14 protein-coding genes and 1 tRNA gene are annotated in these 13,816 nt (G+C 67.6%); 8 read left to right on the top strand and 7 right to left on the bottom strand.

Annotated elements, in window-relative coordinates; translation table 11 throughout:
- The first annotated feature begins 20 nt into the window (after window positions 1–20).
- From J7E45_RS13250 to J7E45_RS13230, 5 genes are all read left to right on the top strand, one after another.
- A complete protein-coding gene (locus J7E45_RS13250; RefSeq protein ID WP_215069881.1) occupies window positions 21–647 on the top strand; it encodes an SOS response-associated peptidase family protein in 627 nt (208 codons plus the stop codon).
- A 93-nt stretch (window positions 648–740) separates the two neighbouring features.
- Window positions 741–1,652, top strand: a complete 912-nt coding sequence (locus J7E45_RS13245; RefSeq protein WP_091029079.1) for an ABC transporter ATP-binding protein — start codon at window positions 741–743, stop codon at window positions 1,650–1,652.
- Window positions 1,649–2,464 carry an ABC transporter permease gene (locus tag J7E45_RS13240; RefSeq protein WP_091029075.1) on the top strand — a complete coding sequence of 272 codons (816 nt, stop codon included), beginning with the start codon at window positions 1,649–1,651 and terminating at the stop codon, window positions 2,462–2,464. The genes J7E45_RS13245 and J7E45_RS13240 overlap by 4 nt, the downstream gene beginning before the upstream one ends.
- Before the next feature lie 10 nt (window positions 2,465–2,474).
- Window positions 2,475–3,749 carry a histidine kinase gene (locus J7E45_RS13235; RefSeq protein WP_215069879.1) on the top strand — a complete coding sequence of 425 codons (1,275 nt, stop codon included), beginning with the start codon at window positions 2,475–2,477 and terminating at the stop codon, window positions 3,747–3,749.
- On the top strand, window positions 3,746–4,429 hold the full coding sequence (locus J7E45_RS13230) for a response regulator transcription factor (RefSeq protein WP_091029068.1): 684 nt from the start codon (window positions 3,746–3,748) through the stop codon (window positions 4,427–4,429). Before J7E45_RS13235 ends, J7E45_RS13230 begins: the two co-directional genes overlap by 4 nt.
- A 4-nt stretch (window positions 4,430–4,433) precedes the next feature.
- Here J7E45_RS13230 and J7E45_RS13225 read toward each other — a convergent pair whose 3' ends face one another.
- Both J7E45_RS13225 and ppk2 read right to left on the bottom strand, forming a co-directional pair.
- Complete coding sequence (locus J7E45_RS13225) at window positions 4,434–5,387, bottom strand: aldo/keto reductase (protein WP_215069877.1); 954 nt, start codon at window positions 5,385–5,387, stop codon at window positions 4,434–4,436.
- Window positions 5,388–5,432: 45 nt separating this feature from the next.
- Entirely contained in the window at window positions 5,433–6,269 is an 837-nt protein-coding gene (gene ppk2 / locus J7E45_RS13220; protein WP_215069921.1) for a polyphosphate kinase 2, read from the bottom strand.
- A 274-nt stretch (window positions 6,270–6,543) separates the two neighbouring features.
- On the opposite strand from ppk2, the gene J7E45_RS13215 reads away from it, so the two are divergent.
- Entirely contained in the window at window positions 6,544–6,867 is a 324-nt protein-coding gene (locus J7E45_RS13215) for a hypothetical protein (RefSeq protein WP_215069875.1), read from the top strand.
- Between the two features lie 33 nt (window positions 6,868–6,900).
- Here J7E45_RS13215 and J7E45_RS13210 read toward each other — a convergent pair.
- A tRNA-Thr gene (locus J7E45_RS13210) sits at window positions 6,901–6,973 on the bottom strand.
- 41 nt (window positions 6,974–7,014) lie between these two features.
- On the bottom strand, window positions 7,015–7,947 hold the full coding sequence (locus J7E45_RS13205; RefSeq protein WP_091029019.1) for a thioredoxin domain-containing protein: 933 nt from the start codon (window positions 7,945–7,947) through the stop codon (window positions 7,015–7,017).
- 231 nt (window positions 7,948–8,178) lie between these two features.
- Here J7E45_RS13205 and J7E45_RS13200 point away from each other — a divergent pair, with 231 nt between their 5' ends.
- Window positions 8,179–9,282: an ABC transporter ATP-binding protein gene (locus tag J7E45_RS13200; protein ID WP_091028951.1), complete on the top strand. Its 1,104-nt coding sequence runs from the start codon at window positions 8,179–8,181 to the stop codon at window positions 9,280–9,282.
- Window positions 9,283–9,364: 82 nt separating this feature from the next.
- A complete protein-coding gene (locus J7E45_RS13195; protein WP_215069873.1) occupies window positions 9,365–10,669 on the top strand; it encodes a DUF4032 domain-containing protein in 1,305 nt (434 codons plus the stop codon).
- A gap of 29 nt (window positions 10,670–10,698) precedes the next feature.
- Here J7E45_RS13195 and J7E45_RS13190 read toward each other — a convergent pair whose 3' ends face one another.
- From J7E45_RS13190 to cysS, 3 genes are read right to left on the bottom strand one after another with little or no spacing between them, the layout of a single operon-like run.
- The gene (locus J7E45_RS13190) at window positions 10,699–11,340 is read right to left on the bottom strand and encodes an NAD(P)-dependent oxidoreductase (protein ID WP_215069871.1); all 642 of its coding nucleotides are present in this window, start codon (window positions 11,338–11,340) and stop codon (window positions 10,699–10,701) included.
- A gap of 22 nt (window positions 11,341–11,362) precedes the next feature.
- Window positions 11,363–12,370 (bottom strand): 23S rRNA (guanosine(2251)-2'-O)-methyltransferase RlmB, encoded by a 1,008-nt coding sequence (gene rlmB / locus J7E45_RS13185; RefSeq protein WP_215069869.1) that lies wholly within the window; start codon window positions 12,368–12,370, stop codon window positions 11,363–11,365.
- Entirely contained in the window at window positions 12,363–13,766 is a 1,404-nt protein-coding gene (gene cysS / locus J7E45_RS13180; RefSeq protein WP_215069867.1) for a cysteine--tRNA ligase, read from the bottom strand. Before cysS ends, rlmB begins: the two co-directional genes overlap by 8 nt.
- Window positions 13,767–13,816: the final 50 nt, after the last annotated feature.

Here is a 13,816-nt window from a genome sequence, read left to right as displayed (position 1 = left end):
GCCGGGGCTACGCTGACGGCATGTGCGCGAGCTATGGTCTCGATCCCCGGTTCACCGATGCGGAAGTCCTCGCCGCCGCCGACGATGCGGTGCTCGAGGGACTGCGCGCCTGGGCGGAAGAGAACGCGGGCGAGACCATCCGTCCGACCGGGAAGAACCTCCGCAATCTCAACCCCGTGATCGTGCAGCCCGACGCCGCTCCGACTCTGGAACCGGCGTGGTGGGGCTTCCTCGTGAACGGGGAGCCGGCGAAGTTCCCGTCGATCAACACGCGGTCCGAACGCCTGCAGGAGCGCCCCGGCGGAGCGAAGTCGCGGGCGATCGTCCCGGCGACGAGCTGGTACGAGATGCAGAAGCCCTCGCGGCAGTGGAACGAGTTCATCATCGACGACGGCACGCTCTTCGGCATGGCGGCGGTCACGCAGCGGGGTCGCACCGCCGACGGCGAGTGGTACACGTGCTATTCGATCGTGATGCGGCCCGCTCCCGACCACCTCGTCGATCTGCACGACCGCATGCCGCTGCTCGTCCCGGCCTCGCTGAGTCACGATTGGCTGACGGCGCCACCTTCGCGCGAGATCATCGACGAGGCGATCCTCGCTTCCGATGAGATGGCCGCACGCGTCCAGGCCCGTCCCCGTTCCTGAACCGGTCCATCCGCCGCGGGGATGACACTCCCCTCTCGAGGACGGTACCTGGGGAGGACGCGCGGCGGCCCGACGCTCCGTAGCGTTGTCCTCATGATCACAGCAGAAGGCCTCACGAAGAGGTTCGGAGACAAGACAGCCGTCGATGACGTGTCGTTCACCGTCAAGCCGGGCAGCGTCACCGGCTTCCTCGGCCCGAACGGTGCCGGCAAGTCGACCACGATGCGCATGATCGTGGGCCTCGACCGGCCGACGTCCGGACGCGCCGAGATCGCCGGTCGCGAGTACCGCAAGCTTCGCGCGCCGCTCACCGAGGTCGGCGTGCTGCTTGACGCGAAAGCCGTGCACACCGGGCGGACGGCGCGCAATCACCTTCGGGCGATGGCAGCCACCCATGGGATCCCCTCCTCCCGCGTCGACGAGGTCATCGATCTCGCGGGCATCGGTTCGGTGGCTCGCAAGCGGGCCGGGAAGTTCTCGCTCGGAATGGGACAGCGTCTCGGCATCGCCTCGGCGCTGCTCGGCGATCCGCACACGCTCATCCTCGACGAGCCTGTCAACGGCCTCGATCCCGAAGGAGTCCGCTGGGTGCGTCAGTTCGTCCGGCACGCGGCATCCGAAGGACGCACCGTGCTCCTGTCGAGCCACCTGATGAGCGAGATGGCGCAGACCGCCGACCATGTCATCGTGATGGGTCGCGGCCGGGTGCTGGCGGATGCTCCGCTGGCCGAACTCGTGCGCTCCTGGACGCAGAACACGGTACGTGTGCGCACCCCGCGACCCACCGATCTCGCCGCGGTCGTCAGCGGCCCGGGCGTGGAGATCGTGAGTTCGGCTCCGGACCTCCTCGACATCGTGGGTCTCCCCGCCGCCCGCATCGGCGACCTCGCCGCGGACCGCGGCATCCCGCTGCACGAACTCACCCCGACCACCGGATCGCTCGAGGATGCCTACCTCGCCCTCACCGGCGATTCCGTCGAGTACCGCACCAAGGAGATCTCATGACCACGACACAGGCACCCGCGCCCGCGCGGCCGCGCGTCGACACCGGTCGACGGCTGACCTTCGTCCGCGCCCTGCGCGGCGAGTGGATCAAGCTCGCCACCCTGCGCTCGACGTGGTGGTCCATCGGGATCGCCGCGGCCCTCACCATCGGGATCTCCGTGCTGATCGCACAGGCGGTCGACATGCCGGGGTTCGAGCCGATCCAGGCCGTCGTCATGCCGATCCAGTTCACGATGCTGCTCGCCGGCATCATCGGCGCGATCTCCGTGACGGGCGAGTACTCGACCGGAATGATCCGCTCGACACTCACGGCGAATCCGATCCGCGGGTCGGTGTTGGCGGCCAAGTCGACCGTGCTCGCGGTCTTCATGTTCCTGTCATCCCTGGTGATCTTCGGTCTCGCTGCCGTCGCGGTCTCGCTGATCGTGGCGCCGCGCGACCAGAGCATCGAGTGGTCGGACCCGGCTGCGTCGTTCCTGCCGATCGTCGTCTCCTCCCTCGCCATGGCGGTGTTTGCCCTGATCGGAGTCGCCTTCGGGTTCATCCTGCGTTCGGGGGCCGGAGCGATCGCGGCGACCGTCGGCGTCCTGTTCGTCCTGCCGATCGTGGCGAACTTCTTCTCGTTCGCCGGCGAGGCGTGGGCATGGGTCATCGAGGCGTCCGCCTACCTGCCTGTGTCCGCTGCCCAGAGCGCGATCCTGCCGAGCGACGGCGCGGCACTCGATGCCCCGGTCGCATTCCTGACGCTGGCCTGCTGGGTCGCCGGCGGCGCCCTCGTCGCGTGGGGCGTGCTGCGCACCCGCGACGCGTAAAGTCGGCCCTGTGAGCAGAACGCGAAGCCGCAGCGACTCGATCCGAGAGGACGAGGAGCTGCGGCTTCCGCGTGCGCCGGGACTCTTCCGGCGGTTCTGGGCACGTCATCCGCTGTTCGCTGACGTCCTGCTGACACTGCTCTGCCTGCTCCTCTCCATCGCCCCGGCGGGCCGTCTCGTCGACGAGTCCGTCCCCGAATCCACCTACATCGCGATCAGCATCGCCACGCTGGTGATGGTCGTCATCGCGTGCAGCACTCTCCTGTGGCGGCGCCGGGCGCCTCTCGCCCCTTTCGCCGCGGCGGTGATCCTGGGAACGGTCGGTCTGTTCACCGGGCTGTCCAGCGGCATCATCCTGCTGCTCGTCGCCTGTTACGGTCTCGCGGTCTACCGGTCGTCGCGCGCGGCCTGGACCTGCTACGGAATCGGTGCGGTGTGGTTCCTCCTGCTCAGCGGGATCCTGATGCTCACCGGTGTGGTCGTGCTGCAGAACGGACTCGACACCGCACTCAGCTATATCGTGCTGGGTCTGATCGGCACACTCATCGGCGTCAACGTCGGCGGCCGCAAACGCTATCTGTCGGCCGTCATCGATCGCTCGCGACAGCTGCTCGTCGAGCGGGACCAGCAGGCGCAGCTCGCCGCCGCATCCGAGCGGGCGCGCATCGCTCGAGAGATGCACGACATCGTGTCCCATTCGCTGACGGTGATCGTGGCGCTTTCCGAGGGCGCCGCGGCGACGCCCGACCGCGAGCAGGCGCGCAGAGCGTCGGTCCACACGGCGGACACCGCTCGTGCGGCACTGACCGAGATGCGATCGATGCTCGGTGTGCTGCGGGATGACGATTCTCCGCTGCCCCTGGCACCCATGAAGCCTGCGCCGCCGCGTGACACGGTCGAGGCGGCGCAGCGCGCCGGGTACCCGGCGACGCTCACGGTCGCGGGGCGCACCGAGGTCTCCCCCGCCGTCGCCCATGCGATCGGACGGATCGTGCAGGAGGGCGTCACGAACGCGATGCGTCACGCCCCGACCGCCTCGGCGATCGGGGTGCGGCTGGAATACGCACCCGATTCCGTGACGATCGACATCGTCAACGACGGTGTGTCCGGCGGCATCGGAACGGAAGGCTTCGGATTGCGCGGACTCGCCGAGCGAGCTGCTCACGTGCAGGGAAGCGTCGAGTCTGCGCCGTCCGAGGGGGGACGATGGGTTCTGCACGCTGTGCTGCCGACGAAGACGACTGCTCCCACCGCACAGCACGTATCGACGGAGGACGACGGATGACGGATGCGATCAGGGTGCTCCTGGTAGACGACCAGGAGCTGATCCGCGTCGGGTTCCGGATGGTGCTCGAAGCGGAGAGCGACATCGTCGTGGTCGGCGAGGCCGGCGATGGGCGGGCGGCGATCGCGCAGAGCGCTGCACTCGCCCCCGACCTCGTGCTCATGGACATCCGGATGCCGGAGCTGGACGGAATCGCCGCCACCGAGACCATCGTGCGGGATCGCCCCCAGACGAAGGTGCTCGTGCTGACCACGTTCGACCTCGACGAATACGCCTTCGGCGCCATCCGTGCCGGTGCGAGCGGGTTCCTCCTGAAAGACGCTCAGCGTCACGAGATGACCTCTGCCGTTCGCGCCGTACACCGTGGCGACGCCGCGCTCTCTCCTCGGATCACGCGGATGCTTCTCGAGCACGTGACCCCGCAGCTCAGCGCCTCGCCCTCCCCGACACCGGATGCCGCGGAGAGCGCGGCGCTGGACTCGCTCACCGATCGAGAGAGAGACGTGTTCCTCGCGATCGGGCGCGGACTGACCAACGCCGAGATCGCCCGCACCCTCTACGTCGGCGAATCCACCGTGAAGACCCACGTCGGCCGGGTGCTGGCGAAGCTCCACGCACGCGACCGCATCCACGCCGTGATCCTGGCGCACAGACTCGGCCTCGTCGGAAACGAGACCTGAGGTATCAGGCGCCGGCGGGGGTCCATTCCGAGACCCGATCGAGCAGTCCCACCTCGTCGGCGGAGAGTTCGAGGCGAGCACCCGCCAGAAGGTCGGGCACCTGCGCGACCGTCCGAGCACTCGCGATCGGCGCAACCACCGTCGGCTGCGCCCGCAACCAGGCGAGTGACGTCGCGGCGATCGACGCGCCGTGGGCGTCGGCGATCTGGTCGAGCGCATCGATGACGCGCAGGCCCGCCTCGGTCGCGTACTTCGCGGCACCCTGTGCACGCGGGGAGTCCTGCCCCGCGACATCGGTCGAGCGGTACTTGCCGGTCAGGAATCCACTCGCCAGGGCGTAGTAAGGCACGAGCCCGAGTTCGAACTCCTCGGCGACCGGGATGATGGTGTCCTCGACCTCGTTGCGATGAACGAGGTTGTAGTGCGGCTGAACGGCGACAGGCGCAGCGACACCCGTGCGACGCGCGATCTCGATCCACTCTCTGATGCGTTCGGTGGAGTAGTTCGACACCGCCACGTGACGCACCAGGCCATCCTCGACGAGCTGTCCGAACGCGGCGACGGTCTCTTCCAGCGGAATCGTCTCATCGTCGAAGTGCGCGTAGTACAGGTCGATCTCATCGGCCCCGAGACGCCGGAGCGAAGCCTCGGCTGCCTTTCGCACATTCGCTCCGGAGAGGCCTCGGAACTGCGGGTGCTGGCTCACCTTCGTCGCGACGACGACGCCCGACGGCTTGCGGGATGCGAGCCACTCGCCGATGATCGTCTCACTCTCGCCACCCTCGTTCCCCGGCACCCAGGAGCTGTACGAATCGGCCGTGTCGATGAAGTCGCCACCCCCGTCCACGAATGCATCGAGCACTGCGAACGACGCATCGCGATCGGCTGTCCAGCCGAACACGTTGCCGCCGAGTGCGAGCGGGAGGACGTCAAGATCACTGGTGCCGATACGAGTCATGACGAAGACAACCGCTGATCGGGCTTCGCGCATTCCCGGATGACGTCATTTTTCGTGATCGAGCCGGGCGGAATGCTCGCTCTTCGGCGTCTCGCCCTCGTCGTAGATCTGGGAGGGCCGCCCGACGAGCCGCGTGTCCGGGGCGTGAGCGACCAGCGGATCTTTGCCGGGATAGTCGAATCGGGCGAGGACGCACCTCATCGCCTCGAGCCGAGCTCGTTTCTTGTCGTTCGACTTGATGACGATCCAGGGCTCGGTTGGCGTGTCCGTGTGAAAGAACATCGCTTCCTTCGCCGCTGTGTAGTCCGCCCAGCGGTCGATGCTGGCGACATCCGTGGGGCTCAGCTTCCACTGCTTGACGGGATCCTCGCCGCGGCGCCGGAACCGGCGCCGCTGCTCGGCCTCTCCCACCGAGAACCACAGCTTGATGAGGCGGATGCCCGAACCCACGATCATCCGCTCGAACTGCGGAGCGGTCTGCATGAATTCCTCGTACTCGGCTGACGAGCAGTACCCCATGACCCGTTCGACGCCGGCACGGTTGTACCAGGAGCGATCCATCATCACGATCTCGCCGCCCGAAGGCAGGTGTTCGATGTAGCGCTGGAAGTACCACTGCGTCCGCTCGGCATCAGTCGGCTTGTCGAGAGCGACGACCCGGGCGCCACGAGGGTTCAGGTGCTCCATGAAGCGCTTGATCGCCCCGCCCTTTCCCGCCGCATCCCGCCCTTCGAACAGGATGAGCAACCGCTCGGAAGAGTGCTTGATGTGGGACTGGAGCTTCAGGAGCTCGATCTGCAGCAGCCGCTTCTCTCGTTCATACTCCGCGGTGGAGAGCTTCTTCGTGTACGGGTAGTCGTGCTGCCACTCCGGCGTGACCATCGCCGTATCGGGTGCGCTGCTCAAGATCTCGCCCTCTCAGTTGCTGTGCGGATCCCCGAAACCACGCAGGCAAGCGCAGGTGGCCGGAGCGGGGAGGCGGCCACCTGCGCGTCTTCTACCTGGCACGACCTATAGCCCGCCAGGAAACCTGCCTGATGTGTAACATATCATCGCCTGAGGCGATACATCGGAATGCGCTTTCAGCGTCGGCGCCCTGGCAGCAGCATGGGCACGGAGATTCGGTCTGTCAGCCTGCGGCGACTATCGTTCTCGCATGGGCACGATCCAGTACGGCAACGGTGACGAGATCCACATCGAAGACCGCGCACTCGCGCATCTGAAGGTCGTCATCGCTACGAAGCTCCGACGCAATGAGAGCTTCACTCTGTCCTGGCGGCACCCCGAAGGGCAGCAGGTGGGACGATCGACGATCTGGCTGCACCCGTCGATACCGCTCCGCTTCACCTTCGACGAGCCAGAGGCGCCGCAGTTGAACCCCCAGTGGATACAGGACCTGATGCAGTCCGCGAGTTCCACGGGCGGCATCAGCCTCATCGACGAGGTGCTGGACGCACCCGAGACCGCCGCTGAGGCCTGAATCCGCGGATCCCCACTCTCGTGAGGGATGAAGAGCCGACTACGGGACTCGAACCCGTAACCCCCGTATTACAAGTACGGTGCGCTACCAATTGCGCCAAGTCGGCGGATGCCACCAGCTTAGCGATGGCATCGACCCGGCTTCGACCTACGGGGTCGTGGTGGGCGAAGGCGTCGACGTCGCACGCGAGGCATCGCTCGCGACGCTGAGCACGAACTGCGAGAACTCGGCCGGGTCGTCCAGCGCCCCGACGTAGGCCTCGCCATTGGCGACGATCATCGGCGCTGCGGTCAGCACCAGGTCGTCGGAGCCGGCGAGCGGTCCGTCCAGGGCCCTGGTCGTCGCCTCCTTCGCCCAGCCGACGAAGTCGCCGTCTTCGATGCACGAGCGCACGGCTTTGGCGTTGTCGACGCCGACAGCACCGGCGAGGTTCGCGAGGTCCTCGTCGGAGAGGCCGTCGCTGCCGACCTCTGGCTGGTCGTCGAGCAGGTCATGGTTGAACGCGTAGAACTGTGCTGGCGAGTGCGTGGCGACGCACGCCGCAGCGGCAGCCGAGCGGAGCGAGTACTTGGTGCCGTTGGAGCTGGCAGTGAGCAGCGCGACCGGGTGATAGCTGACCGTGACCGCGTCCTCGCCGATCCAACCGGCGAGCTGGCGGGCGTTGGCGCGCTCGAACTCCCCGGCGTCAGGCGACAAGTAGTCGACGTACACATGGATGTCGACCTTTCCGGATGCCGTCGGTTCCGGCGTCGGGCTGGCCGATTCGCCGGCGTCGGTCGCATCGGGAGACGGGGTCTCCGGCACCGCGCCGGTTCCCGCGAACGACTCGAGGTCGGTGACGACGACGCCGTCCGACTCCATGCCGGTCGGCGTGAGCCGCGGCTTGGTCACCTGGGAGGACACCGCGAGAGTCACCGCTGTGCCGATCGCACCCACCGCGACGAGCGCCACCGCGCCGATGATGATCCGTCGCATGAGACGCGCCCTGGACTGCTGGGCGTGCACTCTCTGTGCTTTCTCCCGTACGACCTCGCGGGAATTGCGAGGCGTCGGGACGTTCGGCGTTTCGTCGCTCGACATCGTTCCTCTGTGAGTCTCAACGGGGGTCCGGGTTGGCCCCGACCGCCGCTCAGCGACGATCGCCGCTGCGCGCGGCCGAGTTCGATGGTAGTCAGTGAGGCTGAGAAATACCCAGGTACCGCCGTTCATGTCATACTGATCCCGACCCAATGACGGGTTACGGCGGGGTCACCCGCCGCTTCATCACTACGGATCGTCCGGCACGTACCTGCCGGTGAAGGAGAAAAGACAATGGCATCTGTGACTTTCGACGAGGCCACCCGCCTGTACCCCGGCGGAACCCGTCCGGCCGTCGACAAGCTGAACCTCGAGGTCGGTGACGGCGAATTCCTCGTCCTCGTCGGTCCCTCCGGCTGCGGCAAGTCCACGTCCCTCCGCATGTTGGCCGGCCTCGAAGAGGTCAACGCCGGCCGCATCCTCATCGGCGACCGCGACGTGACCGACGTCCCGCCGAAGGACCGCGACATCGCGATGGTCTTCCAGAACTACGCGCTGTACCCGCACATGACCGTCGCCGAGAACATGGGCTTCGCACTCAAGATCGCCGGCGTCGGCAAGGAAGAGCGCGCATCCCGTGTGCTCGAGGCCGCCAAGCTGCTCGACCTCGAGCCCTACCTGACCCGCAAGCCGAAGGCCCTCTCGGGTGGTCAGCGTCAGCGCGTCGCCATGGGGCGCGCCATCGTGCGTCAGCCGCAGGTGTTCCTCATGGACGAGCCGCTGTCGAACCTCGACGCCAAGCTCCGCGTGCAGACCCGTACGCAGATCGCTTCGCTGCAGCGTCGCCTCGGCGTCACCACCGTCTACGTCACCCACGACCAGACCGAAGCTCTGACCATGGGCGACCGCATCGCGGTTCTCAAGGACGGTCTGCTGCAGCAGGTCGGTTCGCCGCGTGACCTGTACGAGAAGCCGAACAACGTGTTCGTGGCCGGCTTCATCGGCTCGCCCGCGATGAACCTGTTCGCAGCCGACCTCACCGACGGCGGCGTTCAGTTCGGGTCCGAGACGGTCCCGCTCGACCGCGACACGGTCGGCCGTGCGAACGGCAGCCAGGTCACGGTCGGCGTGCGTCCCGAGGACATCACGGTCGGACCGGCCGACGGCAGGGGCCTTCCGGTCGTCGTCGACCTCGTCGAGGAACTCGGCGCCGACGGCTACCTCTACGGCCACACCGAGATCAACGGCAAGCGCAGCGACATCGTCGCCCGCGTCGACGGTCGCAGCCACCCGAACGCCGGCGAGACGGTCACGCTTGCTGCGAACCCGGGCCACGTGCACGCGTTCGACATCGAGTCCGGCGAGCGCCTGAACGACAAGCCGGTCGTCTCCGCCTGATCGGATCCACAGACGCGGCGCAGGCTGACTTCGGTCGCCTGCGCCGCGTCTCTTTTCTGTCTCACCTCGACCAGGGAGCATCATGCAGGATTCGCTGCGGATCACCGCCAGCAAGATCGATCCGGGGCTGCTGGCCCTCCCCTGGTCCACCACTCTGGCGAAGTGGCCCTCGGAGCACATCGTGTCGCTTCCGAAGGGCCTCTCCCGCCACCTCGTGCGCTTCGCGGACCTCTCCGGCCGGGTCATCGCCGTGAAGGAGACCACGGCGGAGATGGCCCAGCGCGAGTACGACATGCTCGGCAACCTCGCCCGCCTCGATGTGCCCTGCGTCGACCGGGTCGCGGTGATCGCCGGGCGCACGGATTCCGACGGGGAGGCCCTCCCAGCCGCCCTGGTCACCTCTCACCTGCGCTTCTCGATGCCCTATCGCGCCCTGTTCACTCGGGTCCTGCGCCCCGACACCGCAAACCGACTCGTCGATGCCCTGGCCCTGCTCCTGGTGCGACTGCACAACGTCGGCTTCTACTGGGGCGACGTCTCCCTGTCGAACACGCTCTTCCGCCGCGATGCGGGAGCGTTCGCCGCGTACCTGGTCGATGCGGAGACGGGCGAGCTGCACGAGGAGGGGCTGACTGACGGGCAGCGCGCCTACGATCTCGACCTGGCCCGTACGAACATCGCCGGCGAGATCATGGACCTCGCCGCAGGCGGCCGCCTCGAACACGGTGTGGATGCGGTGGCGATCGCCGACGGCATCGTCTCGTCGTACCGATCGCTGTGGGCCGAACTCACCGCCCAGGAGTCCTTCTCGGCGGCGGAGACCTGGCGCATCACAGAGCGGGTCGAGCGCCTCAACGCCCTGGGGTTCGACATCGACGAGATGTCCATGTCGACGACCGCGGACGGCACCGTCGTCGAGATCCAGCCGAAGGTGGTGGATGCCGGTCACCATCAGCGCCGCCTGATCCGCCTGACCGGTCTGGACGTGGAGGAGAACCAGGCGCGGCGACTGCTGAACGACCTCGACGAGTTCCGAGCCCGTTCGACGAAGCAGTGGGCCGACGAGGAGATGTACGCGCACGAGTGGCTCACCCGCGTCTTCGAGCCGGTGGTGCGCGCGATCCCGTACGAGCTACGAGCGAAGCTCGAGCCCGCCGAGGTCTTCCACCAGGTGCTCGAGCATCGCTGGTACCTCTCGCAGGCGCAGGGGCGCTCGGTGCCGCTCGCCGAGGTGCTGACCAGCTACATCAACGAGGTGCTGCGACACCGTCGCGACGAAGCGACCATCATGGGTCCGCCGACCGAGACGATGAGCCTGCCGGTCGTCACCGGTGTGACGCCGGTCGCCGATGACGACGAGGACATCGACTGGCGCGACCTGGTCTGAGGCCCGGACGGGCGCCGAGCATCGTGGCGTCAGTAGCCGACGGTGAACCGCTCGCGGTGGTGATTGCCCTGCTCGACCTCGTCCACCACGGCGACCGCGAAGTCCGCGCCCGAGATGAAGGACTTGCCGTCGGCGTCACGGACGAGCACGTCGCCACCGTCGCGGTAGTGCCCTGTGCGCTCGCCTTCGGCCCACGGACCGAACACCTCGGCGGGATGGATGAAGAACCAGTCGAGGCCGGCATCCGTCGCCTCCAGGAGGGCGAGGGAGTCGATGCCGACCTGCGCCTCGTGTTTGTACTCCTCGGGGAAGTCCTGGTCGAACAGACGCGGCCCGCCGGGGGCCACCAGGCTGCCACCTGCACCGCCGACGACACCGAGACGCGTCTCCGTGCCCGCGAGCCGGTCGACGACGTTCGACAGCGCGTCGAGCGCACGGTCCTCCATGTCGCCGCGAGGCGAGAGGGCCGATACGACGGCGTCGGCGCCGACGAACGCCTCCGCGAGAGAACCGAGGTCGAGGGCGGAGCCCTGCAGATACGCGGCCCCCGCCACCGGGTCGGTCGGCTCCGAACGTGAGATCGCGATCACCGCGTGGCCGCGACTCACCGCCTCCGCGACGATGTGACGACCGGCGTAGCCGGTCCCTCCGAGCACGATGATGCGAGCCATGATCTGCCTTCCCTCGGGCGTTCTAGTTCTTCGCGGCGCGGAGCGACGCGACCTGGTAGAGCGCGACCGATGTCGCGATGCCGGCGTTCAGCGACTCGGTAGCCGCGGAGATCGGAATCGAGACGATCTGATCGCAGGTCTCGGAGACCAGTCGCGACAGGCCCTTGCCCTCCGAGCCGACCACGATCACGACAGGTCGATCGGCCAGCTGGAGCTCCGGGAGCGACACATCGCCGTCGCCGTCGAGGCCGAGCACGAACACGCCCTGCTTCTTGAATTCCTTGAGCTGCGTGGTGAGGTTGGTCGCCAACGCCACGGGGGTCCGTGCGACGGCTCCCGCACTCGTCTTCCACGCCGCCGAGTTCACGCCGGCGGAGCGGCGCTGCGGGAGGATGATGCCGTGGCCTCCGAACGCCGCGGTGGAGCGGATGATCGCGCCCAGGTTCCGGGGGTCGGTGATGCCGTCCAGCGCCACGAACAGCGGGACCTCGCCCTTGTCGATGACCTGCTCGAGCAGATCCTGCGGGTGTGCGTAGTCGTACGGCGGCACCTTGATCGCGACGCCCTGGTGCACACCGTCGAAGCCGGCCATGCGGTCGAGCTCCGGACGAGTGACCTCCATCACGGGGATCCCGCGATTCGTGGCGATCGCCAGCATCTCCTTGACACGGTCGTCCATCTCGACGCGCTGCGCGATGTAGAACGCCGTCGCCGGGATCTTGGCGCGCAGTGCCTCGAGGACGGAGTTGCGACCGGTGACGTTCTCGGTGTCGTCTCCTGCCTTGGCCTTCGGCGCACGGTTCGAGCCGCCACCGGATCCCGGACGACTGCCGCCGGGGCGCCCCTTGCCACCGGATGCGGCGTAGCGCTCGGCTGCGGCCTTGCGCTTGCCTGCGGGGTGCCAGGCGCGATCCTCCGCCTTCGGGGTCGGTCCGCGACCCTCGAGCGCCTTGCGCCCGAGTCCGCCGGTGCCCTTGGTGGGGCCCTTCTTGTTTCCCTTGTTCGCGCCGGGGCGCTGTGGCTTAACCATCGATACTCCAATGAGTTCCGGCCGGAGTGTCCTCCAGCGTGATTCCTGCGGCGGCGATCGCATCTCGGATACGATCCGCCGCCGCCCAGTCCTTGTCAGCGCGCGCCTGAGCGCGCTGGGTGATCATCGTCTGGACGAGTGCATCCAGAGTCCGGTGTTCAGCGAGATCTCCCCCGGCCGACATGAGTTCATCGAATCCGAGGATGCGGACCATCGCATCCACTCCGACGAATGCTGCCCAGGCGTCGTCATGCGCTCCCTCGTCGATCGCGGTGTTCCCGCGTCGCACGGTCTCGTGCAGCACGGCGATCGCCTGAGGCACACCGAGGTCGTCGTCCATCGCAGCGGCGAAAGCGTCGGGGATCTCGCCGATACCTGCCTCATCCTGCTCCCCGGGGAGGGTGCGGCGGACACGCGAGATGAAGGTGCCGATCCGGCTCAGCGCTGCTTCGGCCTCGGTCCAGGATGACTCACCGAGGTCGAGGCTCGAACGGTAGTGCGCTGCAGCGAGTGCGTAGCGCACCACCAGCGCGTCATGCGCGGCCAGGACATCTGCTGCCAGCGTGAAGTTACCGAGCGACTTGGACATCTTCTGCCCGTCGACGGTCACGAGCCCGTTGTGCACCCAGTAGCGGGCGAAGCCGTCGCCGGCGGCCGTCGACTGCGCGAGTTCGTTCTCATGGTGCGGGAAGCGGAGGTCCAGCCCACCGCCGTGGATGTCGAATTCGGCACCGAGGTACCGCTTCGACATCGCCGAGCACTCGATGTGCCACCCCGGCCGGCCCGCGCCCCAGGGAGAAGCCCACGTCGCGTCTGCCGGCTCGTCCGGCTTCGTGCCCTTCCAGAGGGCGAAGTCCTGCGGGTTCCGCTTGCCTCGGGGGTCAGCATCCTCGGCCGCCTCCATGGCGTCGAGGGACTGATGCGTCAGTGAGCCGTAGTCGGACCACGACCGCACGTCGAAGTACACGTCCCCAGAGCCGTCGGGGGCGGGGTAGGCATGTCCGCGTTCGATGAGCAGCGTGATCAGCTCCTGCATCTGAGGCACGGACGCCGTGGCTCGCGGCTCGTACGTCGGGGAGAGGATGCCGACGCCGGCATACGCCGCGGTGAACTCCCTCTCCATCCGGTACGCGAGCGCCCACCACGGCTCGGCATCCGTCGCGTTGGCGAGCACCTTGTCATCGATGTCGGTGACGTTGCGTACGAACGTGACCCGACCGTACCGATGCTCGAGCCAGCGACGCAGGAGATCGAAGCTCAGAGCCGCTCTGACGTGGCCGATGTGTGGGCCCGACTGGACCGTGGGTCCGCACACGTACATCGTGATGTTCTCGGGGTCGAGAGGCACGAAGTCGCGCAGCAGCTGTGCGCGGGTGTCGTAGAGGCGGAGGGTCACCGCTCAAGCCTACTCGGCGACTGCTGAGCGCCCGCCCCGTGTGGACGATT

Origin of the sequence: Microbacterium sp. ISL-59, assembly GCF_018613945.1 — a bacterium.
Classification (GTDB): Bacteria; Actinomycetota; Actinomycetes; order Actinomycetales; family Microbacteriaceae; genus Microbacterium; species Microbacterium oxydans_B.
Note: the sequence above shows the minus strand (reverse complement) of the source record. Positions and strands in the feature narration are given on the sequence as shown.

Excerpts from the sequence above, each read along its gene's own strand:
- J7E45_RS13250 (WP_215069881.1), top strand. The coding sequence starts at position 21 with ATGTGCGCGAGCTATGGTCTCGATCCCCGGTTCACCGATGCGGAAGTC.
- rlmB (WP_215069869.1), bottom strand. The coding sequence starts at position 12,370 with ATGGTTAAGCCACAGCGCCCCGGCGCGAACAAGGGAAACAAGAAGGGC.
- J7E45_RS13245 (WP_091029079.1), top strand. The coding sequence starts at position 741 with ATGATCACAGCAGAAGGCCTCACGAAGAGGTTCGGAGACAAGACAGCC.
- J7E45_RS13240 (WP_091029075.1), top strand. The coding sequence starts at position 1,649 with ATGACCACGACACAGGCACCCGCGCCCGCGCGGCCGCGCGTCGACACC.
- J7E45_RS13225 (WP_215069877.1), bottom strand. The coding sequence starts at position 5,387 with ATGACTCGTATCGGCACCAGTGATCTTGACGTCCTCCCGCTCGCACTC.
- J7E45_RS13205 (WP_091029019.1), bottom strand. The coding sequence starts at position 7,947 with ATGTCGAGCGACGAAACGCCGAACGTCCCGACGCCTCGCAATTCCCGC.
- J7E45_RS13230 (WP_091029068.1), top strand. The coding sequence starts at position 3,746 with ATGACGGATGCGATCAGGGTGCTCCTGGTAGACGACCAGGAGCTGATC.
- J7E45_RS13200 (WP_091028951.1), top strand. The coding sequence starts at position 8,179 with ATGGCATCTGTGACTTTCGACGAGGCCACCCGCCTGTACCCCGGCGGA.
- ppk2 (WP_215069921.1), bottom strand. The coding sequence starts at position 6,269 with ATGGTCACGCCGGAGTGGCAGCACGACTACCCGTACACGAAGAAGCTC.
- J7E45_RS13195 (WP_215069873.1), top strand. The coding sequence starts at position 9,365 with ATGCAGGATTCGCTGCGGATCACCGCCAGCAAGATCGATCCGGGGCTG.
- J7E45_RS13215 (WP_215069875.1), top strand. The coding sequence starts at position 6,544 with ATGGGCACGATCCAGTACGGCAACGGTGACGAGATCCACATCGAAGAC.
- J7E45_RS13190 (WP_215069871.1), bottom strand. The coding sequence starts at position 11,340 with ATGGCTCGCATCATCGTGCTCGGAGGGACCGGCTACGCCGGTCGTCAC.